Here is a 26992-nt window from a genome sequence, read left to right on the forward strand (position 1 = left end):
CGACCCTTTCGATAAAACTGAAGCGACTGAAAGAATTAGCGCTTGCTGAACTGCTTACGACGACGCGCGCCATGCAGACCAACTTTTTTACGCTCAACTTCACGAGCATCGCGAGTTACCAAACCTGCTTTAGACAGGGCTGGCTTCAAAGTGATGTCGTAGTCCATCAATGCACGAGTTACACCGTGACGAACTGCACCAGCTTGGCCAGTTTCACCGCCACCGCTAACGTTTACTTTGATATCAAAGGTTGTTAGGTGGGCTGTGAGAGCCAAAGGCTGACGAGCGATCATGCGTGATGTTTCGCGAGCAAAGTAAGCATCGATAGGTTTACCGTTAACGATAATCTCACCTTTGCCAGATTTAATGAATACACGTGCTACAGAGCTCTTGCGACGTCCTGTACCGTAATTCCAATTTCCGTAATTAATAGCCATTTGGTTTCCTTAAATCTCTAACGCTTTTGGCTGTTGAGCCGCATGCGGATGATTGGCGTCGCCGTAGACTTTCAATTTCTTGATCATGGCATAGCCTAGTGGGCCTTTTGGCAACATACCCTTCACAGCCTTCTCCAAAGCGCGACCTGGGAAACGATCTTGCATCTTGTCGAAGTTAGTCGAGCTAATACCACCTGGGTATCCGCTGTGACGGTAATAAATTTTGTTCAAGCCTTTTGTGCCTGTAACACGCAGCTTAGAAGAGTTGATGACAACAATGAAGTCGCCGGTATCAACGTGTGGGGTGTATTCAGGCTTGTGCTTGCCGCGTAGACGGAGTGCCACTTCACTGGCGACACGACCGAGGACTTTGTCCGTAGCGTCAATCACGAACCATTCATGCACTACCTCATGGGATTTTGCAGAAAAAGTTTTCATGATTTCTCAAATTGTTATAGTCAAAAAAAATTACTCCAATCAAATTACGTCCACCTTGGCCCTGCTTATGTTTGCAAGCTCGCAGATTCTGTAATTCACTTGGTACAACAATTACCGCTGACTGGTTCGGTAATTCAGTAAAGCCTTGAATTGTAACCTAAAAAAAACCCAGGAACGAGTCCTGGGTTGGAATCCACCTATGTTTAAGTGGAGGAGACACTGGGAGGTAAGTCGCAGTCTTGTATAAGACTGACTACCAATATGGTTATTCTACACAAGAAATATGGTGCGACGCAAGAAAATTGACCAAAATCAAGTTTTTGATGCTTTTTTGCAAAATTGGGCCAGCAACTGAAGTTCGCCATTATTGGTAAACTATTGATAATATTGATTAATTTTCGAATTTAGGGGTCACTAGCATGGAATGTCGAGTAACTTGGTTGGGTAATGGCGGAATGGCCTTTTCAGCGGAAACCGGTAGCGGTCACCAAGTCACCATGGATGGCCCACCTGAAGCCGGAGGCAAAAATAGCGCCCCAAGGCCTATGGAGCTGATTTTGGCGGGAACTGGCGGCTGCTCTGCCTTTGATGTGGTTCTCATCCTACAACGCGCCCGTCAAGAGATTAGCGCCTACGATGTCCAGTTAACGGCCGAGCGAGCAGAGACTGACCCCAAGGTATTTACAAAAATTAACCTGCATTTCACGGTTAAAGGCAAAAATCTCGATTTAGCCAAGGTTGAACGTGCAGTGAAGCTATCTCACGAAAAGTACTGCTCGGCGACAACCATGCTCGCCAAAACAGCAGAAATCACCTATTCCATTGAAATCCAGAACGACGAATAAGTATTTGGAAAGTGCAGAGTCAATCGATAAGCCGGATTCTGTCGCCTAGATTTGCATCTAGGGGCAATCATTCCTCTAGGCCGGCAGTTACCTGACGGCTCAAGCTCCCTACCCGCAGACTCAGCGGGACGCCTCATCGCCTGCTTACTTGGGATTGCTCCAGGTGGAGGTTACCGCGTTTCACCGTAACTAAATACGCTCGTCTCTGTGGCCCTATTCCTCACGTCACCGTGGATGGCCGTTAGCCATCACCCTTCCCTATGGAGTCCGGACTTTCCTCCCCCTCAATAAAGAGGCGGCGATTGCCCAATTGACTCTGCGCCTGCAGTCTAACGCAGTCGCAGAAATTAATCTTAAAAATGCAATACGGGATTAAAGATTGGCTTAAGCCAAAGTCCAGGCAATAGTCTCGCCAGCACGTAGCGGCACAATCGTGGCATCACCCAAAGGAAGTTCCGCTGGAATGTTTTGCGTCTGCTTCACCAAAGTAATTTTCTTGGTATTGCGGGGTAGTGAATAAAAGTCAGGCCCAAAGAAACTGGCGAAACCCTCAAGCTTATCTAACTTACCAACACTCTCAAATGCCTCAGCATATAAACCCAAGGCATTGAAAGCACTGTAGCAACCAGCACAACCACAAGCAGCCTCTTTGGCACCCTTAGCGTGTGGCGCACTATCAGTGCCCAAGAAAAATCTTGGGCTGCCACTTGTTGCAGCTTCGAGCAAGGCAACACGATGCTCTTCACGCTTGAGTACTGGCAAGCAATAATTGTGCGGACGAATACCGCCAGCAAAAATTGCATTGCGATTCATTAATAAATGTTGTGGCGTGATAGTGGCAGCTAAGCTATTTTTTCCAGCAGTTTGCGCATCACGTACATAGTGCGCGGCCTGCTTGGTAGTGATGTGTTCAAACACAATCTTGAGCTCAGGAAAATCTTTGCGTAACGGCTCGAGCACTTGATCAATAAATACTGCCTCGCGATCAAAGATATCAATCTCAGCACTAGTCACTTCACCGTGTACCAATAAAGGCATACCGACAGCCTGCATCGCTTCAAGTGCAGCATAACAACGCTTGATATCGCTAACACCAGCATCACTATTGGTTGTTGCTCCAGCGGGATACAACTTAAATCCAACAATACCAGCAGCTTTTGCTTTGCGCACTTCATCCGCCGAAGTGTTATCCGTGAGATATAAAGTCATCAAGGGGGTAAAGCTAGTCACACCCAATGATTGAAGATTCGTTTCAATTCGACCGCGATAGGCATTTGCTAAATCAACCGTAGTTACTGGTGGCTTCAAATTCGGCATGATGATAGCGCGTGCAAATTGGCGCGCAGTATCTGCTAATACATCTTTCATGACTTCGCCATCACGAATATGCAAATGCCAATCATCTGGCTGAATGAGTTGAATTTGGGTTGAGGTATTAGTCATAATTATTTTTCAAGCAAGATGATGCGGAAATCATTCACATTTGTCAGTGTAGGGCCAGTTTCCACCAAAGCATCTAATTGCGCAAAAAAATCATAGCAATCGTGCCGATCTAGATACTGCGAAGGGATCAAGCCTTGCTTATTGGCAGCTTGGCGAATCTCAGGGGTAAACCACGCACCGGCATTCTTCTCGCTGCCATCGATACCGTCGGTGTCAGCAGCTAGAGCAGAAATATTGGCAATATCTGTAGAAGCTGCAAAAAGTGAAAGTAAATATTCGCTACAGCGACCACCGCGACCTTTTATTCCACTAGGAATAGTGACGGTACACTCACCGCCGGAGATGAGGGCGACTGGCTTACTACTCTCAGCAAGCGAATGCTGACGTGCTAAGGCGGCTTGCTCGATGCCCACATCCTGCGCCTCGCCAGTAATGGTGTCACCTAAAATGACGGGCTCATAACCTTGTGTGCGGACATAATCTGCTGCTGCCTCAAGACTCTTATATGCAGTAGCGATCACATGATTGCTTACTGCAGTATTTTGTAGATCAGCCTCTTTTAAGGTTTCTGGAATTTCACCAGCGACACCGCGCTGTAAGTGAGATAAAACAGATCCTGGAATAGAGTCAGGACCTAAGCGGTGCTTAGTCAAAACATTCAGAGCATCTTGGTAAGTCGAATAATCTGGGGCACAAGGTCCACTTGCAATATCTGCGGGGGCATCCCCCGTGACATCAGAAATCAGCAAAGCCTCGACTCGAGCCCCTCTTGTAATTGCTAGTCTTGCTAAATTTCCACCCTGAATCGCTGATAAGTGTTTACGAACAACATTCATCTCTTCAATCGGCGCGCCAGACCGCAATAGCGCTTCAGTAGTCTTACGCATATCTTCAATACTGATACCCGCTTGAGGCAGGGTTAGCAGGCTAGAGCCGCCGCCAGAGATCAAGGCAATCAGAATATCGCCTTGATTCAACTCACTTACTAAGCGGTAGATTTCTTTAGCGCCATCCATACCGGCCTGATCAGGCACAGGATGACCCGCTTCAATAATTTGGATATGGCTAGTTGGAGAGTGGTGCCCGTATCTCGTCAACACTACGCCCTCAAGAATTACATTGGGCCAATGATTCTTCGCATGAGACTCTAGAGCTGTTGCCATAGATGCACTTGCCTTGCCCGCTCCCACTACCAAACATCTTCCTTTTGGCTCTGAACCCGGAGCGAAGATCTTCCCAAGATATTCAGGGACGATTTTCTTGGGATCAGCAACTGCTAAAGCTGCTGCAAAGGCATTTTTGAGAATAGTTTCTTGCTGGCGCATGCAGATATTCTAATCAAGAGCAGTGCGCTCTTGCATTTGCCACATCTCAGCATATCGACCATTGGCAGCTAAAAGCTCAGCATGCGTTCCACGCTCAATAATCTGACCATGATCCATTACCAAAATTTGATCGGCATGAACAATCGTAGAGAGCCTGTGGGCAATGATCAATGTCGTACGATTTTTAGCCAAACCAAGCAACTCCTCCTGAAATGCTCTCTCCGTCTTGGAATCTAAGGCTGATGTCGCCTCATCAAAAATAAGCATCGCCGGCTTTTTAAGCAAAGTACGGGCGATCGCGACACGCTGTTTCTCACCACCCGACAACTTCAATCCACGCTCACCCACTTGAGTGTCATAACCATCAGGAAGATGCTTAATAAAACGATCTATCTGTGCAGCTCTAGCAGCCTCGTGGACCTCTTCAATTGACGCATTGGGATTTCCATAAGCAATGTTGTAACCAATCGTGTCATTAAATAAAACGGTATCTTGCGGAACGATACCAATCGCTTTGCGTAAGCTCGACTGAGTAACATCCACAATATTTTGATCATCAATCAGGATCTTGCCAGACTGAACGTCATAGAAACGAAACAGTAAGCGAGCCAAGGTACTCTTACCAGCACCACTCTGCCCTACGACTGCAGTAATCGTTCCTGCTGGAATGTTAAAACTCACATCCTTGAGAATTTTACGCTTAGCATCGTAATGAAAAGAGACATTGTCAAAACGAACATCTGGACCACGGCCTTGATTGCCAATATGCAAAGGCTGTGCATTAGGTACATCTGCAATCTCTTTCTCTGTGTTGAGAAGAGAGAACATACGATCCATATCAGTCAAGGCCTGCTTGATCTCGCGATAGATTACCCCTAAGAAATTCAATGGGATGTACAGCTGAATCATCAATGTATTCACCAAGACCAAATCACCCAAGGTCATAGATCCATCAATCACACCCTGCGTTGCGCGCCACAAAATCAGAACTAATCCAATGGCAATAATTGCTTGCTGTCCAAGATTCAGAACGGCTAAGGATTTCTGGGACTTCACTGCAGCTGTTTGGTAGCGGATGAGATTTTGATCGTAACGACTAGCCTCAAAGGCTTCGTTGCCAAAGTACTTTACGGTCTCAAAATTCAATAGGGAGTCAATCGCTTTCTGATTGGCCTTTGAATCCATATCATTCATAGTACGTCGGAAATGCGTCCGCCACTCTGTCACTACGACCGTAAAGGCAATGTAGAGCACCAATGCAATCAAGGTAATAACAGCAAACCAAATATCGTATGCGTAAGCCAGGTAGCCAAGCACCAAACAAAACTCAATCAGGGTTGGCAGGATGCTATACAAGGAATAGGAAATCAGCGACTGAATACCGCGAGTTCCCCGCTCAATATCTCGACTGACTCCGCCGGTCTGACGAGCCAAATGAAAGCTGAGTGCTAAGGAATGTAAATGCTCAAAGACTTGTAGAGCCACCTTGCGTACTGCGTTTTGAGTGACGCGTGCAAAGAGGGATTCGCGCAGTTCGGTAAATAAGGAAGCAGACACCCTTAAGAGGCCATAAGCCAGAATCAATCCGGCCGGTACTACTAATAACGCTTGGGGAGAGTCAGCTTTGATGTTGAGCTCATCAATCAATTGCTTCATCAAAATTGGAATGCCAAGATTGGTGACCTTAGCCGCCACTAAGCATGTCAGGGCTATCGCAACCCTAAATCTGTACTCTAATAAATAGGGAAGTAAATCACGAATGACTTTCCAGTCGTTTCCCGATGATGGCTTTGGATTTCCTGCCGAATGGTGATGCCCTGATGAATGTCTCATCGCTCTATCTTAGTCACTTCCACTCTAGTGCGCAGAGAATAACTTCAAAATTGCTTCGCCATTACTGCGAGAGAAACATTTGCTAGCAGCATCAGCAAAAGGTAGCCACTGATAAGCTACATGCTCTCTAGGGGCCAATTGAACTTGCGTGTCATCGGGTACTAGTAATGAAAACCAATGCTCAGCATTTCTAGTTACGCCAGGGGCATAGCGGTGACGCCACTGCGGATAGATCTCATACTCGATCTGATGGCGCATATTTTGCAAGGAACCTGCTGGAAGAGAATCAACATCAATCCCCGTCTCTTCAAGGACTTCCCGCGCAGCAGCTACACCGAGATCCTCGTCAAGGGAATCCACACTGCCAGTAACAGATTGCCAGAAATTGGCTTTATCGGCCCGCTCTATTAGCAAGACCTCCCCATTCGATTTGTGAATAACTACTAAAACCGAAATGGGGATTTTCAAGATGCCCTAAGACTTTCCTGCTTAAGCAGCTGGAGCAGCTTGGCGCAAACGAATATGCAATTCTTTTAACTGACGCTCATCCACTGGGCTAGGAGCCTGTGTCAATAAGCACTGTGCACGTTGCGTTTTAGGGAAGGCGATCACATCACGAATAGACTCAGCACCGGTCATCATAGTGACGATACGATCCAGGCCAAACGCAATACCACCATGCGGAGGCGCACCATATTGCAAGGCATCTAACAAGAATCCAAACTTGGCCTGCGCTTCTTCAGCGCCGATCTTCAAGGCACGGAATACCTGGCTCTGAACTACCTCTTGGTGAATACGGACTGATCCGCCACCAATCTCGCTGCCGTTCAAAACCATGTCATAGGCTTTAGCTAAGCACTTACCAGGATTTGATTCGAGGTACTGCATGTGCTCATCTTTAGGGCTAGTGAATGGATGGTGACATGCGACCCAACGGGCATTGTCGTCATCGTATTCAAACATTGGGAAATCAACTACCCACAATGGCTTCCAACCTTCAGTAGATAGACCATGCTCTTTACCCCAAGCGGAATGACCAATCTTCAAACGCAAGCCACCGATAGCGTCATTGACTACTTTTTCTTTATCAGCACCGAAGAAAATAATGTCGCCATCTTTAGCACCAGTGCGCTTCAAGATGCCTTCAATCGCAGCATCATGCAAGTTCTTCACGATAGGTGATTGCAAACCATTGCGACCTTCAGCAACAGAATTCACCTTGATCCAAGCTAAACCTTTGGCGCCATAGATTGCTACAAATTGAGTGTAGTCATCAATTTCACTACGGCTAATTTCAGCACCGCCAGGTACGCATAAACCAACTACGCGCCCACCCTCTTGGTTTGCTGCGCCAGAGAACACCTTGAAATCCACATCTTTCATCAAGTCAGTCAATTCGGTGAATTCAAAATTCACACGCAGATCTGGCTTATCTGAACCGAAGCGCGCCATACCTTCTGAATAAGGCATCGTTGGGAATGGATTAGGCAACTCAACATTCATGGTGGTTTTGAAAATATGACGAATCATATTTTCAAATAATTCACGGATTTCTAATTCATCTAGGAAGGCTGTTTCACAGTCGATCTGTGTAAATTCAGGCTGACGGTCAGCACGCAAATCTTCATCACGGAAACACTTCGTAATTTGGTAGTAACGATCAAATCCAGCCACCATCAACAACTGTTTAAACAACTGAGGGGACTGCGGCAAGGCAAAGAACTGACCATCATGAACACGTGAAGGAACTAAATAGTCGCGCGCACCTTCAGGAGTGCTCTTCGTCAACATCGGCGTTTCAATATCAATAAAACCAGCAGCATCTAAGTAGCGACGGCATTCCATGGCAACGTTGTAACGTAAACGCAAATTCTTTTGCATTTGCGGGCGACGCAAATCCAGTACGCGATGGGTTAAGCGAGTGGTCTCGGATAAATTCTCATCTTCCAATTGGAATGGAGGAGTAATAGATGCATTGAGAATGACTAAGCTATGGCAAAGCACTTCAATCTTTCCGCTCACTAAATCATTGTTCTCAGTGCCAGCAGGACGCGCGCGTACCAAACCTTTGATCTGAATACAAAACTCATTACGAACCTGCTCAGCCAATGCAAACATCTCTGGGCGATCTGGATCGCAGACTACCTGAACAAAACCTTGGTGATCACGTAAGTCAATAAAGATCACCCCGCCGTGGTCACGGCGACGATTCACCCAACCAGAGAGAGTAATTTCTTGACCAATGAGTGATTCGGTTACCTGACCGCAGGTATGGCTTCGCATCGACATAACAATTTCCTATAAATCAAAGATGGCGGTTTGACCCAATAGCGGTCAAACCAGTTGAACTGGTGGGGGGAACGGATCCCATTGAAACAATATGTTTGAGCGCCTCTTCGACACTCATCTCTAATTCAATGGTGTGCGCACGTGGGACGATCATAAAAAATCCAGAGGTTGGATTTGGCGTAGTTGGTAGAAATACATTGACGTAATCCTCACCTAACTTCGCAGCAACTTCTTTTGCTGGCATACCAGTCTGAAACGCAATTGCCCAAGAATCTGCATGTGGATAGCGAATTAATAGTGCTTTACTAAAAGCTTGGCCACTGCCAGAGAACAGAGTTGAGGATACTTGTTGAACGCTGGAATAGATTGATCTCACAATCGGAATGCGGTTCATGAAGCGATTCCACACCTTCATCCACCACTGTCCTGCAAAGCTAATTGCGAGTAAGCCGGTAACCATAATGACCGACACCACAATCAAAATACCTACACCTGGTAACTCACGGAAATGCTGTAAATCACCGGCAAACTGATTTGGGAAGACGGCAATAATGGCATGCATTACAGAGCCAAAAACACCGTCGAGCAGGCCCAGACCCCATGCAATCACCCAAATGGTGATTGACATCGGTGCCCACACCAAAATGCCTGCAATAAAGTATTTTTTCATTTGCCTATGCTTACGCCTTGCCTAACCTGGCATTTTAGCGGTTTAAGCGACGGCTGGGGACAGTCTAGTAAAGACCAAGACCGATTATCAGAATCCCAGCCAAAAAGCCGCCCGCAAACAGCAAAGCCCCCACTAAGAGGCGGTGAGTGCGTCTTTCCTGCAATAAAAGGCCTTTTAAGACCTCTAATTCAGCGTTTTGATCCCTTTGGGGGGCTCGGGCTTGCGCCAAACTCTCAGCAATTAGCCGTGGCAAGGTTGGCAAAATTTGTGCCCAACTTGGCGCCTCAGCCTTGATGCCATCCACCAAAGCCCTCCAACCCAACTGCTGACTGACCCATTTTTCCAAAATTGGCTTAGCAGTCTTCCAGAGGTCCATATCTGGATCAAGCTGGCGAGCAAGACCTTCGACATTGAGCAAAGTCTTCTGGAGCAAAGTGAGTTGCGGCTGAATTTCCACCTTGAAGCGACGGGAGGTCTGGAATAAACGCATCAGCACGATCCCCAAGGAAATTTCCTTTAAAGGGCGATCAAAGTAAGGTTCGCAAACGGAGCGTATTGCACCTTCAAGTTCTTCAACGCGTGTATTTGCCGGAACCCAGCCAGACTCAATATGCAATTCGGCGACACGACGGTAATCGCGATTAAAGAAGGCTAAGAAATTTAATGCCAGGTAACTTTTGTCAGACTGACTCAGTGCGCCAACAATCCCGAAATCCAAAGAAATAAATCGACCAAATGTTTCTGGCTCGAGGCTAATCATAATGTTGCCAGGATGCATGTCGGCATGAAAGAAGCCATGCTCAAATACTTGTGTGAAAAATATTTCTACGCCATCAGCGGCAAGTTTTTTGAAGTCAACGCCAGCAGCGCGCAACTCCGCTGTTCGCCCAATCGAGATGCCATCCATCCTTTCCATCACGATGACATTGGTGTGACATAAATCCCAATACATCTCTGGAATCATTAACTTTTTAGAGTCAACAAAATAGCGACGCAACTGACTTGCATTTGCCGCTTCACGCATGAGATCTAATTCATCATGCAAATAGGTATCAAACTCTGCAACATTCTCTCGGGGCTTTAGGCGACGACCATCCGCCGAGAGTCTCTCAATAATTTTTGCTAAGTCATAGAGCAAAGCAAGATCGCCATCAATGATTGGCAAGATACCTGGGCGCAGAACTTTAACCGCTACTGCACGGCCTTCCCACTCCGGATGCTTCTCAGTGCCGCGCAGTAAGCCAAAGTGCACTTGGGCTACAGAGGCACTAGCTACGGGGGTTGCATCAAAACTAATAAATACTTCTTCGATGGATTGCCCCATCGCCTGCTCAATCAAGCGACAAGATTCGGCATTAGAAAACGGTGGGACTTGATCTTGCAACTTCGCCAATTCATTAGCAATATCTTCTGGCAATAAATCACGTCGAGTAGAGAGTACCTGTCCAAATTTGACGAAGATTGGACCCAGCGCTTCTAAGGTCAAACGAATGCGCTCGCCTCTAGGCAGAGACTGCCCCGGCGAAGTCCAGCAAAGAATAGTTAACAGACCACGACGAATACCGGGTTTCAGAATATCGCGTAGCAATGGCAATAAGCCATAACGCCATGCTGTGAAGAAAATAAAGGAAAGACGAGCTAAACGACGCACAATGAATTAACCTTTTCGCTCTAAAAGTTGGATGCGCTTTTCCACTCGATCAACCGCATCACGCAATGCGCTTAACTCATTTTTGCGAATCATAAAATCTCGTTTACTCAAAAGTACTTTTCTTTCTTCGCTGACGTACTCCACTACGTTTTCCAGTAGATCAGTCGCAGCTGACTTCCCGGCGGAAATAAATTTCTTTCCCTGACGAACAGCAAAGTTAGCGGGAGCATCTCCAATGAAGCGCGCTAGATCCTCTTCGTACTCCCACCGAATCTGACCTGCTAAGCGACCCAATAGTTGAGCCAAGTCAGCGTCGCCAGTAATCTTGACTGACTTCATTGCCTGCTCTCGTAAACCGCCAGGTCCACCAGCCAAAGCGCTTAGCGCTTCAGGAGATACCTCAAGCTCAAGAGAGGGGTTATCAATATTCGCCAAAGAGACTAAAGAGCCCTCGGGCGTTAATTCAAAGCAAAGCTGGCCAATTGGCAGACTCAATAAAATCACTTTACCGGCATGCCGTGCTAACTCCGCCATAGCCCAGGGCTCAGCCTTCAGGACGTGATTGATCCCTCGGCAAGCAGCAGAGGCTGCGATATGGTGGGTAGCGGGAGATGCGGTGGTCATAAGTGTAAAAAACCCGCACAAGTGCGGGCTTTCAATGGAAAGTACCTCAAGCTTAAACCAACTGAGAAATACCCGCTAGTACCCAGCCTCCAGGGCCGTTTACTGGCTTACTTAAATTCCAAATTTCAGAGAAATTATTCGCCTGTGCACCTACTTGCTCACGAATCATGCCTGTGAACTGCACGCTACAGTAATAAGTATTGTCGGTTGTCTCAATCCCGATGAGTTGCGCATTGAGTGTCACAACATCGGTTTGATTAGCGCTGTCAGCTCGACCCGCAAGATCCTGCTCAATTGTGGCGAACATCTCTGGGGTGGTGTATTCACGCAAAGCTGCCAGGTCTCCCTGATCCCACGCTTTTTGCAAGCCTGAAAAATATTGCTTCGCATTGTCTAAAAATGCGTACTCATCAAATCCTGGCGGCAAGGTGGATTGAAATGGTGCCGGCTCACTGGATACACCACCAAATGCATTTGCAGCCGGAGTAAATGCGGGCTCTTGCCTCGGGGCTTGATCCACATTTGCGCGCTGCATTCCCTGAGAGCTAACTTGAGGGCCCTTATTGGCACCAGATAAGGCAGGCAACAATCTTCTCATCACAAACATGATGGCAAAGCCTGCTAGAACCGCAATTAACAATCCAGTAATCAATGAAGATGCGGCTTCACCCATACCAAAATGAGACAAGAGATATCCAATACCAAGGCCTGCAGCAAGTCCACCCAGAATGCCACCCATACCGCCAAAGCGGCTTGGTGCTGGCGCCTGAGGAGCTGCAGCTGGTGTCGCTGGCTGCGCTTGTTGAGCTGGTTTTTGTACAGGAGCGGCTTGCTTTTGCATTGGTGCGCTTGGTGCCTTGCCGATACTTCTTCCACCACCTAAACGGGCGGCATCAGCATGACCAACGGTAGCAAATATTAAGCTGACACTTAATAGAACTGCCTTGAAAAAATGCTTGTTCATATTTTTATCCCCTATAAAACTACTTTAATTCTGGACTGCTAAAAACTACAAATTCACTAGTATTTAATACCAATATGGAGTGCAACGATACCCCCAGTCATTCTATGGGTATCGACCTCATCAAAACCGACCCCCAGCATGATGTCTTTAAGGGCTTCAGCATCTGGATGCATACGAATGGATTCAGCTAGATAACGATAACTCTCAGAATCTTGGGCAATTTTTTCACCCAACCAAGGCAATACTTTGAATGAATAAGTGTCGTACACCGGCTGTAAAAAAGCATCTGGCTTAGAGAACTCCAGCACCAATACTCGGCCGCCCGGCTTAATCACCCGCAGCATCTCTTTTAAAGCAACATCTTTATGAGTCATATTGCGCAGACCAAAGGCTACCGTCACCACATCAAAGTGAGCAGTTGGAAAAGGGATTTTCTCTGCATCAAACTGAACGCAAGGCAAAGCCAAGCCCTGATCTAAAAGACGATCACGACCAACGCCCAACATCGAAGCGTTAATGTCGCTTAACCATACTTGAGCCTCTGGGTTATGCCCCCAAGCTGCTGCACGAGCAAAGGCGGCAGCTAAGTCACCGGTACCGCCAGCGATATCTAATACCTTTTGTCCAGGGCGAACTTGCGCACGAGCAATCGTGACCTTCTTCCATAAGCGATGAAGACCAAATGACATTAGGTCATTCATGACATCGTATTTGCTAGCTACAGAATGAAATACTTCTGCAACCTTGCCTGCTTTTTCTGCTTCATCGACGCTTTGGTATCCAAAGTGAGTCTTACTCATATTCTTAGCTCTATCTATTTGAATGCTTAATGACTACCGCAAGACTTACCACCAGCAACACTCATTGGAGTATCACGATCTACACCAGCAGCCGCCAATTTGTCCAAGTGTTCTTTCCAGAGCGCTTCATGGTTCTCGCATAAGAATTGCAAGTAGTCCCAGGAATACAAACCAGAATCATGTCCATCTGAAAATGAAGGCTTCAGAGCGTAATGGCCTACCGGCTCAATATTGGCGATGAGCACCTCACGCTTACCAGTTTGCAAAGTTTCTTGTCCTGGGCCGTGACCCTGCACCTCAGCCGAAGGAGATACCACCCTTAAGAACTCAAAAGGAAGGCGATAAGTATTGCCATTCTCATAACTGAGCTCTAGAACTTTTGACTGCTGATGCACTACAACATTAGTTGGAATCATTAAACCAATACCCTCTCGATACCGCCTTGGTTTGCCTTGGCAACATAATCTTGCATCCAATCAGGGCCCAATAATTTCTGCGCCATTTCAACGACGATGTAGTCAGCCGTCGTACCACTATCCGCATCAAAACGAGTGAGACCTTGCAGGCAAGATGGGCAGCTGGTGAGCACTTTGACATCACCAGTGAAATCATCTTTGCGCAATTCATTGGCGCCCTTCTCCATTTCAATCTGCTTACGGAAGCGCACTTGAGTTGAAATATCGGGACGTGTTACTGCAAGCGTGCCAGATTCACCGCAACAGCGATCATTCTTCTGAATAGCTTTGCCATCTTCTGACTGAATCAACTCATTCACTGTCTTCAATGGATCTTGCAATTTCATCGGCGAGTGGCATGGATCGTGGTACATATACTTCACACCAGTCACGTTCGAAAGTTTGACGCCCTTTTCAAGCAGGTACTCATGGATATCAATAATGCGACAACCTGGGAAGATTTGTTCAAACTGATAGCCCGCCAACTGGTCATAACAAGTGCCACATGAAACTACGACAGTCTTGATATCCAAGTAATTTAGGGTATTGGCTACGCGATGGAAAAGAACACGGTTGTCCGTGATCATCTTCTCTGCTTTATCAAAGTCACCATTACCACGCTGTGGGTAGCCACAACAGAGGTAACCCGGAGGCAATACAGTCTGCACGCCGACATTCCACAACATTGCCTGTGTAGCTAAACCCACCTGTGAGAACAAACGCTCAGAACCGCACCCCGGGAAATAAAACACGGCTTCTGTATCTGCAGAAGTGGTTTTTGGATCGCGAATAATGGGAACGTAATTTGCATCCTCAATATCCAAAAGTGCGCGAGCTGTTTTCTTAGGCAAGTTACCAGGCATCTTCTTATTCACAAAGAAAATAACCTGCTCTTTTATATTCGGCTTTGTGACCGTCGCAGGCGGATGGGCAGTTTGCTTACGCGCTAATTTACGGAAAACATCGTTACCCAAACGCTGAAGCTTATAACCCCAACCAATCATGGTCTTGCGAACTAACTTGATGGTGTCTGGATCGGTAGCATTCAAGAAGAGCATGGATGCGGCAGTTCCAGGATTAAAACGCTGCTGACCCATCTTGCGTAACAAGTTACGCATATTCATAGTGACATCGCCAAAATCAATATTGACTGGGCATGGTGTCAAACACTTATGACATACAGTGCAGTGTGCCGCTACGTCATCAAACATCTCCCAATGTCGAATCGATACGCCACGACGCGTTTGCTCTTCATATAAGAAAGCTTCAATCAATAAAGAAGTTGCCAAAATTTTGTCACGTGGGCTGTAAAGCAAATTCGCACGCGGTACATGTGTAGAGCAGACCGGCTTGCACTTACCGCAACGTAAACAATCTTTCACGCTATCGGCAATCGCACCAATATCACTCTGCTGCATGATGATGGACTCATGACCCATCAAACCAAAACTCGGAGTGTAAGCAATGCTGAGATCAGCATTCGGCATTAACTTGCCCTTATTGAAGCGGCCCTCTGGATCTACGCGATTTTTATAAGCTCGGAAATCCTTAAGCTCTTCCTCAGTCAAGTACTCTAGCTTCGTAATACCAATACCATGCTCACCAGAAATTACACCATCTAATGAACGAGCCAATTTCATGATCCGATCAACAGCGCGATGTGCATCTTGCAACATCTCGTAGTCATCTGAATTCACTGGAATATTGGTATGAACATTACCGTCGCCAGCATGCATATGCAGCGCTACAAACACCCGCTTACGCAATACATTTTTATGGATAGTTTCTAACTCATTGAGGATAGGCTCAAATGCCAAGCCGCCAAAAATGATTCTGAGCTCAGAACGAACTTCCGTCTTCCAGGAGGCGCGTAGGCTGTAATCCTGCAAGCCTGGGAAGTAGGTATCCATCTCCTTGAGCCATACAGACCAATTTGTCCGCACCTTAGCAATCAACTCTAGCGCTTGCTGTACACGATCACCTAAGATTTCAGCGCTAGGGATTTCATAGTCTTCATCATTCTTGCCAAGCGGCAAGGCGCTCTTTTTCAGGAAAGCCTCGAGAGCATCTAAAACTTGTAATTTATTTTTGAGAGAGAGTTCGATATTGATGCGCTCAATACCGTTGGTGTACTCACCCATACGTGGCAATGGAATCACCACATCTTCATTGATCTTAAAGGCATTGGTATGACGGGCAATTGCAGCAGTGCGCGCACGATCCAACCAAAACTTCTTGCGCGCTTCTGCACTAACCGCCACGAAGCCTTCGCCCACTCGGTTGTTGGCCATGCGCACGACTTCACTGGTTGCTGCGGCTACAGCCTCTTCATCATCACCAGCGATATCGCCAATCAATACCATCTTCGGCAAAGCATTGCGCTTGGATTTAGTTGAGTAACCAACCGCCCTCAAATAGCGATCATCTAAATGCTCTAAGCCAGCAAGGATTGGTCCGCCATCCTTACTTAAGCCATCAAGATAGGCTTTGATTTCTACGATGCTAGGAATTGCCTCTTGCGCTTGACCAAAAAACTCCAAGCAAACAGTGCGCATGAACTTCGGCATGCGATGCAAAATCCAAGTAGCGCTCATAATTAATCCGTCGCAACCTTCTTTTTGAACGCCGGGCAAGCCTGATAAAAATTTATCAGTCACATCTTTACCCAAACCTTCTTTACGGAAGCGCTTGCCTTCTACTTCTAAAATTTCTGTTTTGAGAATGCGTTCGCCTGGCTCACTTGAACCATCAGACCAAGTCAGCTGAAAGCGTACTTTTTCTGCAACGTGAATTTTTCCCAGATTATGTTCAAGGCGCTCAATATCCAGCCAATTACCCTCTGGATCCACCATGCGCCAGCTGGCTAAATTATCAAGTGCAGTGCCCCACAAGACTGCTTTTTTACCGCCCGCGTTCATCGCAATATTGCCACCGATACAACTCGCATCAGCTGAAGTCGGATCGACCGCAAACACAAGCCCAGCGCGCTCTGCGGCATCAGAGACTCTGCGAGTGACTACACCAGCACCAGTAAATATCGTAGACACTTCATGATCTACGCCCGGCAAACGTTTGAGTTTGACTGCATCGATTTGCTCAAGCTTCTCGGTGTTAATTACTGCCGACATAGCGTAGAGAGGAATGGCACCACCGGTGTAACCAGTGCCACCTCCACGAGGAATGATGGTTAAACCTAATTCAACACAAGCTTTCACTAAGCCAGGGATTTCAGATTCGTAATCCGGCTTGAGAACTACCAGCGGAAACTCAACACGCCAGTCGGTTGCATCGGTTACGTGCGCTGCACGTGAGACACCATCAAAACAAATATTGTCTGCAGCAGTGATGCGGCCAAGTTCCTTGCGAGCTCGTTTACGAATCTCTGTAACTTCCTTAAAGCCTTGCTCAAAATTTTCAACTGCGCGATGTGCGGCTTTCAGCAAAATCTGAACTTGCTCGACGGATTCACCGCTAGATCTTTTCTTTACTTCGCCAAGACGATGCCATAGAGCATCAATCAATAATTGACGACGATTGGCGTTATCCAATAAGTCATCTTGCAAGAAAGGATTGCGTTGTACTACCCAGATGTCGCCCAATACTTCGAACAACATACGAGCTGAGCGGCCAGTACGGCGAACCCCACGCAGATCATTCAGAACGCGCCAGGACTCCTCGCCCAATAAGCGAATAACGATTTCACGATCGGAAAAGGAGGTGTAGTTGTAGGGGATTTCGCGGAGGCGGGGTGAGCCCGCTTCGGCATCCAGCAACTGGTTCAAAGCTAATGGAGCGTTCATAGCGTCATATTTGATAAATATGCATTTTAATTGAGGGAACTTGATATTGGCAGGAAACCAAGAAAGATGTTGGCCTAAGGCGATAAACCCTTGCAAATCTAAGGGCTTAGAGCCCATTCATGGTACGCTCATCGCATGGCAACGAACTATTTAAAGAAAATTTTATCGGCCCGAGTCTACGATGTGGCCAGGGAAACAGAGCTCCAAGTAGCCCCCGAACTCACCAAGCGCTTAGGTAACCAAGTTTTACTGAAAAGAGAGGATAACCAGCCGGTTTTCTCCTTTAAATTGCGTGGCGCCTATAACAAAATGGCCCATTTACCCCCGGAAGCCCTAAAACGGGGGGTTATCGCAGCCTCTGCAGGCAATCATGCCCAAGGCGTAGCCTTAGCGGCAGCCAAAATGAAGTGCAAAGCGGTCATCGTGATGCCCCTCACTACTCCCAGCGTCAAAATTGATGCAGTCAAAGCCCGCGGCGGGTCCTGGGTTGAGGTAATTTTGCATGGCGAATCCTATAGCGACGCCTTCAAATACTCTGAACTGTTAGAGAAAAAACGGGGTTTGACCTTTGTTCATCCTTTTGATGACCCTGATGTCATCGCTGGACAAGGAACAATTGCCCAAGAAATTTTTCAGCAATACCAAGAACCGATTGATGCCATTTTTGTTGCCATCGGTGGTGGTGGCCTCATCGCTGGCATTGGCGAATATGTCAAAGCAGTCAGCCCTAAAACCAAAGTGATTGGCGTTCAGTCGGTAGACTCAGATGCAATGAGACGTTCGCTCGAAGCCAACAAACGCATTGAGATGAAAGATGTAGGTCTTTTTTCCGATGGCACCGCAGTCAAGCTGGTTGGCAAAGAAACTTTCCGTATTTGTAAACGCGTAGTAGATGACATCATCACTGTCGATACTGATGAGATCTGCGCCGCCATCAATGATGTCTTCACGGATACCCGCAGCATTCTGGAGCCTGCTGGCGCCTTAGCTATTGCAGGCATGAAGAAATACGTCGAGAAGCACCGCCTGAAAAAGAAAACATTGGTAGCGATTGCGTGTGGTGCCAATATGAACTTCAGTCGCCTGCGCTTTGTCGCTGAGCGTGCCGATGTCGGAGAATTCCGTGAAGCTGTTTTTGCCGTCACCATTCCTGAAGAGCGTGGATCCTTTAGACGCTTCTGCGAATTACTCGGCAATCGTAATGTCACTGAATTTAATTACCGCATCGCCGACCAAAGCGAAGCGCATATTTTTGTGGGGATCGGCACACAAAAGGCGGCCGACAGCACCACCATTGCAAAGCATTTTCGTAAAGCAAAATTTGCGACGATCGATCTAACGCATGATGAACTAGCGAAGTCACATCTGCGCCATATGGTGGGCGGCCGCTCCACTCTTGCACAAGATGAACTCCTATATCGCTTTGAATTTCCAGAGCGTCCAGGCGCACTGATGAAGTTCCTTACCAGCATGGCGCCCAATTGGAATATCAGTCTTTTCCATTACCGCAATCATGGCGCAGACTACGGTCGCATCTTGGTAGGCCTTCAGGTTCCCAAGAATGAGCAGAAGAAATTTCAAACTTTCTTAGCCTCACTTGGATATCCACACTGGAATGAAACTGATAACCCAGCTTATCGTTTGTTCCTCAAATGAGATGTAACTCGTAATGTCATACACACTCACCGGGAAACTCGTCGTTGCGATTTCATCGCGCGCACTGTTTGATTTCGAGGAAGAGAATCGCATCTTTGAATCTACCGATGACAGCGCTTATATGAAACTGCAATTAGAGCGTTTATCTAAAGCGGCTCAAACCGGCGTTGCATTTCCATTGGTAAAGAAGTTGCTCGCTTTCAATGAAGAAGGTGAGCAACGCGTTGAAGTGGTCATTCTCTCCCGCAATGACCCAGTGAGCGGCTTACGCGTATTCCGCTCGGCTGAGCACCATGGCCTGCATTTAGAGCGTGGCGTATTTACCAGAGGGCGTCCGCCCTATCACTACCTGCGCTCGCTACACGCCAACTTGTTTCTCTCGGCAAATGAAGATGATGTGCGCGCCACGATTGATGCAGGTTTTCCTGCGGCGCGCGTTTATCCAGAATCCAGTAAAACTGCAGAGTCTCATCCAAATGAAATCCGCATCGCATTTGACGGAGATGCTGTTCTTTTCTCCGATGAAGCAGAGCAAGTATTTCAGAGCGAAGGCTTAGTAGCTTTTGTGGATCATGAAAGCAAGAAAGCTGCGATCCCTCTGCCACCAGGTCCATTCAAGCCTTTGCTTGAAGCGCTGCATCGCTTGCAACGTAGCACCAGCGAAAAAGGTATGCGTATTCGTACTGCCTTAGTTACCGCTCGCTCTGCACCTGCACATGAACGTGCCATTCGCACCTTGATGGCTTGGGGTATCGATGTTGATGAAGCCATGTTCCTCGGCGGACTCTCCAAGAGCGAATTCCTCCGCGAGTTTGAACCAGACTTTTTCTTTGATGACCAAACAGGTCACTGCCAATCTGCTGCCTCAGTAGCGCCTACTGGTCACGTTGTATCTGGCGTTTCTAATAAACCTAAAAGCTAATGTCCACCATTCCACTTGGCCAGGCAACACAATATCCCGATCAATATGATCCGAGCCTACTCTTTCCTATTCCGCGTTCTGAGAATCGCCTTAAGCTAGACATCAAACCCAATCAAGCATTACCGTTTGTAGGCGTTGATATTTGGAATGCCTTTGAGCTTGGCTGGCTCAATAAAAAAGGGAAACCCCAGATCGCTTTGGCAGAGTTTCAGATTCCAGCAGACTCGCCCAATATGATTGAATCTAAGTCATTCAAGCTCTACCTCAATAGCCTGAATAGCGCCCGCTTCGAAGATGAAGCTGAAGTGCGCGAAAGATTGATTACGGATTTGTCCACAGTAGCAGGCAGCAAAATTACAACTCGCATTAATCCAACTGAAGCGGTTGCCAAAAAAGGAATGCAGGAAATGAGTGGCGTCCTCATGGACCGCCTGGATATTGAGATCGATCCGAGCCTGTCTGCCGATCCTAGCTTACTAGAAGTAAATGAATCTTTTGGACCGATTGAGCAATGCTTAGTTTCCCATCTACTCAAATCAAATTGTCCAGTGACCGGCCAACCAGATTGGGCAAGCGTACAAATTCGCTATCAAGGTCGTCCGATCCTAGAAGAAGGCCTACTGCGTTACCTGATTGGATTCAGGCAAAAAGGTGAGTTTCATGAACATTGTGTTGAAACTATCTTCTGCGACATCAAGCGCCAGTGCAAGCCGGAGAAACTTTCTGTCTATGCTCGTTATACAAGACGTGGAGGACTAGATATCAACCCTTTCCGTACCGATCACAACGCACCTTGGCCAGACAATACCCGCCACGCTAGGCAATAACTAAGGCTCGAGCACCTGTTTTGATGGTGCTAAGCTGGGACCGTAAATCAGCTCAAGATTTTTTTGAATACTGGGCACTTGCAAGAAACAGCTTTTAACTAGTGATGGGTTTGCATACCAAGCATCACCACCTTTGGCTTCATCAACGAATGACTTCATGACGATGGCGCTATCGACATCATCAAGTCCAGCCGTCTTTAGTTTTGTAAATCCTAAAGAGCAAGCTTTTGCTAAATCAGAGCCTTCTGCCTTAGTAATACGTTGTAGCAAACTAGGGGCTGAACTATTTAAGATCTGCATAAAATTTTGGCCCGAGCCAGGCATCTGGAAGTTCAAAATATATTCAGATGAAAGATTTTCTCGACTCGCCAATCCTTCGATATGGGAGACTGTTGGATAAAACACGCTACGGAAAAATTGAAACTCCAACTTCACAGTAAATAGCAATTGCTTTTCTGATTTAGGATCTTTTTGTAATTGCAGAATTTGCTTGTCAGTGAGGCTACCAACACTTTGGTCCGCTTTGTAAACTTGGATTTCAACTGCTTGAATCCCTTTGCGCAATTCTGACCAACTAAAAGTAACGGGAACCTTAGCATCTACCATTCCCTGCAAAAGACTATTAGCTTTCTTTTGGGTCTCACCCACTACCGAATTTCCAACTGTTGCTGAAATCCCGCCAATCGCCGCTGCTGAACCACCAGTTGCCACAATGGCAGCAGCCCCCAACAGCAATTTGGCAGACCCAATGAAATCCTGATTAGAGTCGCTCGAACTTCGGACATTCAACACTAAAGACAGTGCACCTGGGTTGAATATGGAATAAGTTCCAAGTACCGTCATGGGGACTATGGATAAAGGCGTAGTGCTCAATGAGGCACACTCAGAGCCGCCCTCTCTGCCATCAAAGGTCGCGATCGGAATTTCTAACTTATCGAGCTTACCCTTGAAGCCCTGAGTCACAACTGATAACACCAGTTGTGTTTTATCTGATCCCCAAAAACTCCGACTAGCCATTTGCGTACAACTACTCACAGGAATCACTTCAGAGCTAATCGTGAGGTATCCATCATTACCTCGCCCATCATGCAACCAATCTGGGGGCTCCCCCTTAACAAAAGAGGGGTTCATATCTGGAAAGAAAAACGGTGCTGCAAAGGATGACTGAGGCAAAGCAGTAATGCAAATGGCTATACATGCCAAAAGTGGAGATTTGATTATCCCTGGGAAATTCATAGGCATATTTTAAGGTGAATATAGAGAATCGAGCATTTGCAGGCACCTACATCAAAAAGAAAACCCCAGGAAGCGCCTGCTTGCTGGGGTTCATCGCTACGCAGTCATACGACTGCTGATACACCAATTAAAACGGAATATCGTCATCCATTGCACCGAGGGATGCAGCGTTTGAAGATGCTGGCGCAGACTGCTCAGCCGGCTTTGAGCGGCTATAGCTTTCACCACCATCACCACTGCCACCTACTGGCTTACCACCAAGCATTTGCATTGTTTCCGCAACGATCTCAGTAGAATATTTTTCCTGGCCACTGGCATCAGTCCATTTACGCGTACGCAAACGACCTTCCACATAAACCTGTGAACCTTTTTTGAGATATTGACCAGCGATCTCTGCAAGCTTTCCAAAGAATGCAACACGGTGCCATTCTGTGGTTTCTTTCATTTCGCCAGACTGTTTATCTTTGTAACGATCTGATGTCGCTACTGAAATGTTTGTTACGGCGTCGCCGCTTGGCATGTAACGTGTTTCTGGGTCACGCCCTACGTTACCTACGATGATGACCTTATTTACCGAAGCCATGTTGTCTCCCGAAGAAAAATACTACTGTTATTACTACTAAAAATAAACTACTCGCTTAAATTAAACCAATGAAGCTACGGTTATGTACTTGCCGCCACATCCTTTGATTCTGAAGCCCTTGTTGGCATCGAACCCATCGACCAGGCAATTATAAGCCAGCATAAAAGTAGTGCTGCGCCCATCACAAAGACTGATAAATCACCATGGCTATCCATCAAGTAACCCCCAATTACAGCGCCTGTAAAGAGGCCAATCGATTGAGTGGTGTTGTAAACACCCAATGCAGTACCTTTAGATTCTTTGGCAAAGCGGGAGACTAATGATGGTTGCAGCGCTTCAAGTAAGTTAAAGCCAACAAAGTAAATCAATAAAGCAATCGCGATGGATGTAATCGAAGCGGTATTTGTAAACAACACTTCGGCAATCAAAAGCAAAACAATTGCTGCCAATAGGATTGTTCTTAGCTGCTGTTTCTTTTCACCAAAAATTAAGATTGGCGCCATCAAGAAAAAAGATAGCAAAACAACTGGAAGATAAACCTGCCAATGAGATGCTAATGGCAGGCCCGCTTGCACCAATAAACGCGGCACTACTAAGAACATCGCTACTTGAGTTGCATGCAATACAAACACGCCTGCATTCAGACGCATCAACTCAGGACGCAAAAATACTTCTTTCAAACTCGCTTGTTGCACCTTGGCCTCAGGCTTAGTGCTTGGTAGAACATAGTAGGCAACAAACATCGCTCCAATACCCAACAGCGCAAGCACTAGAAAAATTCCACCCAAACTAATTAAGCGATAAATTGGCGCAGCAATCACAAGTGATAGTGCGAATGAAAGTGCAATACTGCCACCCACTAAGGCCATGGCACGGGTGCGAACCTGCTCACGCGTCAAATCAGCAACCCAGGCAGAGATCGCAGCTGAAACCGCGCCGGCGCCCATTACCCCGCGACCGATAGCAATCCAGAGAAGATCGTCTTGAGCAGCGCAAATTAAGGCGCCCGCTACAAATAAAGAAAGTCCCCATAAAACGACTGGTTTTCGACCAATGCGGTCAGAAAGTCGGCCTAAGGGGATGTAGAAGCAGGCCTGAACAATATTGAAGATTCCAAGGGTTAATCCAACCCAAAGGGCATGCTCGCCACCAGGCAAGCCCCGTGCATGAATGCTGAAAACCGGCAAAAGCAGGAACAGGCCCAGCATACGGAGGCCAAATATGCCTGCTAAGGCCAGAGTGGAGCGAAGTTCAGAAGGATTCATGGGAAAGGGCTATATTAACAAGTTACGCTAAAAAATCATGAATAACGAAATTAAGATCCGCGGTGCGCGCACGCACAACCTCAAAAACATCAATCTAGATATCCCTAGAGAGAAATTGGTCGTTTTGACCGGCCTGTCTGGCTCCGGCAAAAGCTCCTTGGCTTTTGACACCCTGTATGCCGAGGGCCAACGTCGCTATGTTGAGTCACTGTCTGCCTACGCACGTCAGTTTTTGCAATTAATGGAAAAGCCAGACGTCGATACGATTGAAGGCCTCTCCCCCGCAATCTCAATTGAGCAAAAAGCTACCAGCCACAATCCCCGATCAACTGTGGGTACGGTTACAGAAATTCATGATTACCTGCGCTTATTATTTGCCCGCGCTGGAACGCCACATTGCCCAGAACATGATTTGCCACTAGAGGCGCAAAGCGTATCTCAAATGGTGGATACCGTTTTGGCCATGCCTGAAGATACGAAGCTGATGATCTTGGCTCCAGTAGTTAGCGAGCGTAAAGGTGAGTTCGTCGATTTATTCCAAGATTTGCAAGCGCAAGGCTTTGTACGCTTCCGTGTGCGCTCTGGTGGCGGCACAACCAATACTGCTAAAGCAGAGATCTTTGAAGTGGATCAACTACCAGCCCTGAAGAAGAACGATAAGCACTCGATTGAAGTCGTTGTTGATCGCATTAAAGTACGTCCGGATATTCAGCAGCGTTTGGCAGAGTCGTTTGAGACTGCATTGCGTCTTGCTGACGGCAAAGCCATGATCGTCAATATGGACACCGGCAAAGAGATGATTTTCTCTAGCAAATTTGCCTGCCCAATTTGTTCGTATTCCTTACAAGAACTTGAGCCACGCCTATTCTCATTTAATAACCCGATGGGTGCATGCCCATCCTGTGATGGCTTAGGTCATCAATCTTTCTTCGATCCAAAACGGATTGTTGCCCACCCAGATTTATCTCTAGCATCTGGCGCTATCAAGGGATGGGATCGTCGCAATCAGTTTTACTTCAAACTCTTGCAGACCCTTGCAAAGCATGGCGGCTTTGATGTCGAGAAGCCTTTTGAGACTCTGAATAAGAAACAACAAGACCTCATTTTGCTAGGCTCAGGTGATATCACCATTCCATTTGAATACATTAATGAGCGTGGCAAAAACAGTATTCGCGAGCATGCTTTTGAAGGCATTGTTGCCAACTTTGAGCGTCGCTATCGTGAGACTGATTCAGCAACAGTCCGGGAGGAATTGTCACGCTATCAAAATGTACAGACTTGCCCAGCATGTAGTGGCAGTCGCCTACGCAAGGAAGCGCGCTTTGTTAAAGTCGGCGATGGTAAACAATCCCGTGCTATTTATGAAATCAGCGCCCTCCCTTTAAAAGAAGCTAAAGAATATTTTGAGTCTTTAGAACTCAAAGGTGCCAAACGAGAAATCGCTGACAAGATTGTGAAGGAGATTGGTTCACGTCTACGCTTCCTCAATGATGTGGGCTTGGACTACCTCTCACTTGAGCGCAGTGCCGATACCCTCTCCGGCGGTGAAGCGCAGCGCATTCGCTTGGCCTCTCAGATTGGTTCCGGCCTCACCGGTGTCATGTATGTATTAGACGAACCATCAATTGGTTTACATCAGCGCGATAACGATAGGCTTATTGGCACCCTGAAGCATTTACGTGACTTAGGTAATAGTGTTTTAGTGGTTGAACATGATGAAGACATGATTCGCGCCTCTGACTATGTCATCGACATTGGTCCTGGCGCTGGCGTACATGGCGGTGAAGTCGTTGCTGAAGGAACTCCTGCAGAAGTAGAGGCTAATCCAAAGTCCTTAACTGGCGCCTACTTATCTGGTCGAGAGTGGATTGCCGTTCCAGAAAAACGCATTCCAGTAAATGACAAGTTTTTAGAAATCATCGGCGCACGTAGTAACAACTTGCAATCCGTTCACGCCAAGATTCCAGTCGGCCTATTAACCTGCGTCACGGGCGTATCTGGCTCTGGTAAATCAACACTGATTAACGACACTCTGCACCACGCAGTTGCGCAACATATCTATGGTTCGAATGCAGAGCCGGCAGCGCACGATGCAATCAAAGGCTTAGAGAATTTTGACAAAGTCATCAGTGTTGACCAATCCCCAATTGGTAGAACACCCCGCTCTAACCCCGCCACTTACACTGGATTATTTACACCAATCAGAGAACTCTTTTGCGGCGTACCTGCTGCGCGCGAGCGGGGGTATGAAGCCGGGCGTTTTTCCTTTAACGTCAAAGGGGGTCGTTGTGATGCCTGCGAAGGTGATGGCGTTATTAAAGTAGAAATGCATTTCTTACCCGATGTCTATGTACCTTGCGATGTCTGTCACGGAAAACGTTATAACCGTGAAACTTTAGACATTCGATATAAAGGTAAGAATATTCATGAAGTACTCTCGATGACTATCGAGCAAGCCCATGAATTCTTTGAGGCAGTTCCGATCGTCAAACGCAAACTCAAAACTTTGCTCGATGTTGGCTTAGGCTACGTCAAGCTAGGTCAAAGCGCTACGACCTTATCTGGTGGTGAAGCGCAACGCGTCAAACTCTCTTTAGAACTTTCTAAACGTGATACCGGCAGAACTCTCTACATCTTGGATGAGCCAACTACGGGCTTACATTTCCATGATATTCAGTTGCTACTAAGCGTTCTTCAGACCCTCAAGAAACAAGGCAACACGATCGTCATTATTGAGCATAATTTGGATGTGATCAAAACTGCCGATTGGATTATTGACTTGGGCCCTAAAGGTGGCGCTGGCGGCGGACAGATTATTGCCACTGGCACACCAGAAGAAGTTGCTAAGAACGAAGCCAGCTTTACCGGCCACTACTTAGCGCCACTGCTGGTTCGTAAACCAGCGCCTGCAAAAAAGAAAAAGTAATTC

Annotated in this window: 22 protein-coding genes and 1 other RNA gene; 5 read left to right on the forward strand and 18 right to left on the reverse strand. The window is 46.9% G+C overall.

What is annotated here, in order from left to right; genetic code table 11:
• Positions 1–35: 35 nt before the first annotated feature.
• Together rpsI and rplM are read right to left on the reverse strand one after the other, a co-directional pair.
• The gene (rpsI, locus tag ICN14_RS05545) at positions 36–437 is read right to left on the reverse strand and encodes a 30S ribosomal protein S9 (protein ID WP_173961023.1); all 402 of its coding nucleotides are present in this window, start codon (positions 435–437) and stop codon (positions 36–38) included.
• A gap of 9 nt (positions 438–446) precedes the next feature.
• A complete protein-coding gene (rplM, locus tag ICN14_RS05550) occupies positions 447–875 on the reverse strand; it encodes a 50S ribosomal protein L13 (RefSeq protein ID WP_011903721.1) in 429 nt (142 codons plus the stop codon).
• Positions 876–1294: 419 nt separating this feature from the next.
• On the opposite strand from rplM, the gene ICN14_RS05555 reads away from it, so the two are divergent.
• A complete protein-coding gene (locus ICN14_RS05555; RefSeq protein WP_216225535.1) occupies positions 1295–1720 on the forward strand; it encodes an OsmC family protein in 426 nt (141 codons plus the stop codon).
• 11 nt (positions 1721–1731) lie between these two features.
• Here the strand turns inward: ICN14_RS05555 and rnpB are convergent.
• From rnpB to ICN14_RS05620, 13 genes are all read right to left on the reverse strand, one after another.
• Positions 1732–2038: RNase P RNA component class A (rnpB, locus tag ICN14_RS05560), an RNA gene on the reverse strand.
• Positions 2039–2104: 66 nt separating this feature from the next.
• Complete coding sequence (gene pyrC / locus ICN14_RS05565; protein ID WP_216225536.1) at positions 2105–3163, reverse strand: dihydroorotase; 1059 nt, start codon at positions 3161–3163, stop codon at positions 2105–2107.
• A gap of 2 nt (positions 3164–3165) precedes the next feature.
• Entirely contained in the window at positions 3166–4488 is a 1323-nt protein-coding gene (locus ICN14_RS05570) for a glycerate kinase (protein WP_216225537.1), read from the reverse strand.
• Positions 4489–4497: 9 nt separating this feature from the next.
• Complete coding sequence (locus ICN14_RS05575) at positions 4498–6321, reverse strand: ABC transporter ATP-binding protein/permease (RefSeq protein WP_216225538.1); 1824 nt, start codon at positions 6319–6321, stop codon at positions 4498–4500.
• Positions 6322–6345: 24 nt separating this feature from the next.
• Positions 6346–6789: a dihydroneopterin triphosphate diphosphatase gene (nudB, locus tag ICN14_RS05580; protein WP_216225539.1), complete on the reverse strand. Its 444-nt coding sequence runs from the start codon at positions 6787–6789 to the stop codon at positions 6346–6348.
• A gap of 21 nt (positions 6790–6810) precedes the next feature.
• Positions 6811–8610, reverse strand: coding sequence for an aspartate--tRNA ligase (gene aspS, locus ICN14_RS05585; RefSeq protein WP_216225540.1), 1800 nt, complete (start codon positions 8608–8610; stop codon positions 6811–6813).
• A 16-nt stretch (positions 8611–8626) separates the two neighbouring features.
• Positions 8627–9280 carry a DUF502 domain-containing protein gene (locus tag ICN14_RS05590; RefSeq protein WP_216225541.1) on the reverse strand — a complete coding sequence of 218 codons (654 nt, stop codon included), beginning with the start codon at positions 9278–9280 and terminating at the stop codon, positions 8627–8629.
• A gap of 64 nt (positions 9281–9344) precedes the next feature.
• Positions 9345–10931 carry a ubiquinone biosynthesis regulatory protein kinase UbiB gene (gene ubiB, locus ICN14_RS05595; RefSeq protein ID WP_216225542.1) on the reverse strand — a complete coding sequence of 529 codons (1587 nt, stop codon included), beginning with the start codon at positions 10929–10931 and terminating at the stop codon, positions 9345–9347.
• 6 nt (positions 10932–10937) lie between these two features.
• Positions 10938–11555, reverse strand: a complete 618-nt coding sequence (locus ICN14_RS05600; RefSeq protein WP_216225543.1) for an SCP2 domain-containing protein — start codon at positions 11553–11555, stop codon at positions 10938–10940.
• A 52-nt stretch (positions 11556–11607) separates the two neighbouring features.
• On the reverse strand, positions 11608–12519 hold the full coding sequence (locus tag ICN14_RS05605) for a Tim44 domain-containing protein (protein ID WP_216225544.1): 912 nt from the start codon (positions 12517–12519) through the stop codon (positions 11608–11610).
• A 56-nt stretch (positions 12520–12575) separates the two neighbouring features.
• Positions 12576–13319, reverse strand: a complete 744-nt coding sequence (gene ubiE, locus ICN14_RS05610; protein WP_216225545.1) for a bifunctional demethylmenaquinone methyltransferase/2-methoxy-6-polyprenyl-1,4-benzoquinol methylase UbiE — start codon at positions 13317–13319, stop codon at positions 12576–12578.
• Between the two features lie 26 nt (positions 13320–13345).
• Complete coding sequence (locus ICN14_RS05615) at positions 13346–13735, reverse strand: gamma-butyrobetaine hydroxylase-like domain-containing protein (RefSeq protein ID WP_216225546.1); 390 nt, start codon at positions 13733–13735, stop codon at positions 13346–13348.
• Positions 13735–17574, reverse strand: a complete 3840-nt coding sequence (locus ICN14_RS05620; RefSeq protein ID WP_216225547.1) for an FAD/FMN-binding oxidoreductase — start codon at positions 17572–17574, stop codon at positions 13735–13737. The genes ICN14_RS05615 and ICN14_RS05620 overlap by 1 nt, the downstream gene beginning before the upstream one ends.
• 135 nt (positions 17575–17709) lie before the next feature.
• Between ICN14_RS05620 and ilvA the strand changes: the two genes are divergently transcribed.
• From ilvA to queF, 3 genes are read left to right on the forward strand one after another with little or no spacing between them, the layout of a single operon-like run.
• Entirely contained in the window at positions 17710–19230 is a 1521-nt protein-coding gene (ilvA, locus tag ICN14_RS05625; RefSeq protein WP_216225548.1) for a threonine ammonia-lyase, biosynthetic, read from the forward strand.
• A gap of 13 nt (positions 19231–19243) precedes the next feature.
• The gene (locus ICN14_RS05630) at positions 19244–20152 is read left to right on the forward strand and encodes a 5'-nucleotidase (RefSeq protein ID WP_215333972.1); all 909 of its coding nucleotides are present in this window, start codon (positions 19244–19246) and stop codon (positions 20150–20152) included.
• Positions 20152–20979 (forward strand): NADPH-dependent 7-cyano-7-deazaguanine reductase QueF, encoded by an 828-nt coding sequence (queF, locus tag ICN14_RS05635; RefSeq protein WP_216225549.1) that lies wholly within the window; start codon positions 20152–20154, stop codon positions 20977–20979. The genes ICN14_RS05630 and queF overlap by 1 nt, the downstream gene beginning before the upstream one ends.
• Here the strand turns inward: queF and ICN14_RS05640 are convergent, their stop codons facing one another.
• From ICN14_RS05640 to ICN14_RS05650, 3 genes are all read right to left on the reverse strand, one after another.
• A complete protein-coding gene (locus ICN14_RS05640) occupies positions 20980–22215 on the reverse strand; it encodes a hypothetical protein (RefSeq protein WP_216225550.1) in 1236 nt (411 codons plus the stop codon). It lies immediately after the preceding gene.
• 127 nt (positions 22216–22342) lie between these two features.
• Positions 22343–22798, reverse strand: coding sequence for a single-stranded DNA-binding protein (gene ssb / locus ICN14_RS05645; RefSeq protein ID WP_215333974.1), 456 nt, complete (start codon positions 22796–22798; stop codon positions 22343–22345).
• 80 nt (positions 22799–22878) lie between these two features.
• On the reverse strand, positions 22879–24063 hold the full coding sequence (locus ICN14_RS05650) for an MFS transporter (protein ID WP_216225551.1): 1185 nt from the start codon (positions 24061–24063) through the stop codon (positions 22879–22881).
• Positions 24064–24100: 37 nt separating this feature from the next.
• Here ICN14_RS05650 and uvrA point away from each other — a divergent pair, with 37 nt between their 5' ends.
• Complete coding sequence (gene uvrA / locus ICN14_RS05655) at positions 24101–26989, forward strand: excinuclease ABC subunit UvrA (protein ID WP_216225552.1); 2889 nt, start codon at positions 24101–24103, stop codon at positions 26987–26989.
• Positions 26990–26992 lie beyond the last annotated feature (3 nt).

Origin of the sequence: Polynucleobacter sp. MG-27-Goln-C1 (assembly GCF_018881905.1) — a bacterium.
Lineage (GTDB): Bacteria > Pseudomonadota > Gammaproteobacteria > Burkholderiales > Burkholderiaceae > Polynucleobacter.

Bases quoted from the DNA above. Each gene is read 5' to 3' on its own strand.
- rpsI (WP_173961023.1), bottom strand. From the start codon at position 437: ATGGCTATTAATTACGGAAATTGGAATTACGGTACAGGACGTCGCAAG.
- rplM (WP_011903721.1), bottom strand. From the start codon at position 875: ATGAAAACTTTTTCTGCAAAATCCCATGAGGTAGTGCATGAATGGTTC.
- ICN14_RS05555 (WP_216225535.1), top strand. From the start codon at position 1,295: ATGGAATGTCGAGTAACTTGGTTGGGTAATGGCGGAATGGCCTTTTCA.
- pyrC (WP_216225536.1), bottom strand. From the start codon at position 3,163: ATGACTAATACCTCAACCCAAATTCAACTCATTCAGCCAGATGATTGG.
- ICN14_RS05570 (WP_216225537.1), bottom strand. From the start codon at position 4,488: ATGCGCCAGCAAGAAACTATTCTCAAAAATGCCTTTGCAGCAGCTTTA.
- ICN14_RS05575 (WP_216225538.1), bottom strand. From the start codon at position 6,321: ATGAGACATTCATCAGGGCATCACCATTCGGCAGGAAATCCAAAGCCA.
- aspS (WP_216225540.1), bottom strand. From the start codon at position 8,610: ATGTCGATGCGAAGCCATACCTGCGGTCAGGTAACCGAATCACTCATT.
- ICN14_RS05590 (WP_216225541.1), bottom strand. From the start codon at position 9,280: ATGAAAAAATACTTTATTGCAGGCATTTTGGTGTGGGCACCGATGTCA.
- ICN14_RS05600 (WP_216225543.1), bottom strand. From the start codon at position 11,555: ATGACCACCGCATCTCCCGCTACCCACCATATCGCAGCCTCTGCTGCT.
- ICN14_RS05605 (WP_216225544.1), bottom strand. From the start codon at position 12,519: ATGAACAAGCATTTTTTCAAGGCAGTTCTATTAAGTGTCAGCTTAATA.
- ubiE (WP_216225545.1), bottom strand. From the start codon at position 13,319: ATGAGTAAGACTCACTTTGGATACCAAAGCGTCGATGAAGCAGAAAAA.
- ICN14_RS05615 (WP_216225546.1), bottom strand. From the start codon at position 13,735: ATGATTCCAACTAATGTTGTAGTGCATCAGCAGTCAAAAGTTCTAGAG.
- ICN14_RS05620 (WP_216225547.1), bottom strand. From the start codon at position 17,574: ATGAACGCTCCATTAGCTTTGAACCAGTTGCTGGATGCCGAAGCGGGC.
- ilvA (WP_216225548.1), top strand. From the start codon at position 17,710: ATGGCAACGAACTATTTAAAGAAAATTTTATCGGCCCGAGTCTACGAT.
- ICN14_RS05630 (WP_215333972.1), top strand. From the start codon at position 19,244: ATGTCATACACACTCACCGGGAAACTCGTCGTTGCGATTTCATCGCGC.
- queF (WP_216225549.1), top strand. From the start codon at position 20,152: ATGTCCACCATTCCACTTGGCCAGGCAACACAATATCCCGATCAATAT.
- ICN14_RS05640 (WP_216225550.1), bottom strand. From the start codon at position 22,215: ATGAATTTCCCAGGGATAATCAAATCTCCACTTTTGGCATGTATAGCC.
- ssb (WP_215333974.1), bottom strand. From the start codon at position 22,798: ATGGCTTCGGTAAATAAGGTCATCATCGTAGGTAACGTAGGGCGTGAC.
- ICN14_RS05650 (WP_216225551.1), bottom strand. From the start codon at position 24,063: ATGAATCCTTCTGAACTTCGCTCCACTCTGGCCTTAGCAGGCATATTT.
- uvrA (WP_216225552.1), top strand. From the start codon at position 24,101: ATGAATAACGAAATTAAGATCCGCGGTGCGCGCACGCACAACCTCAAA.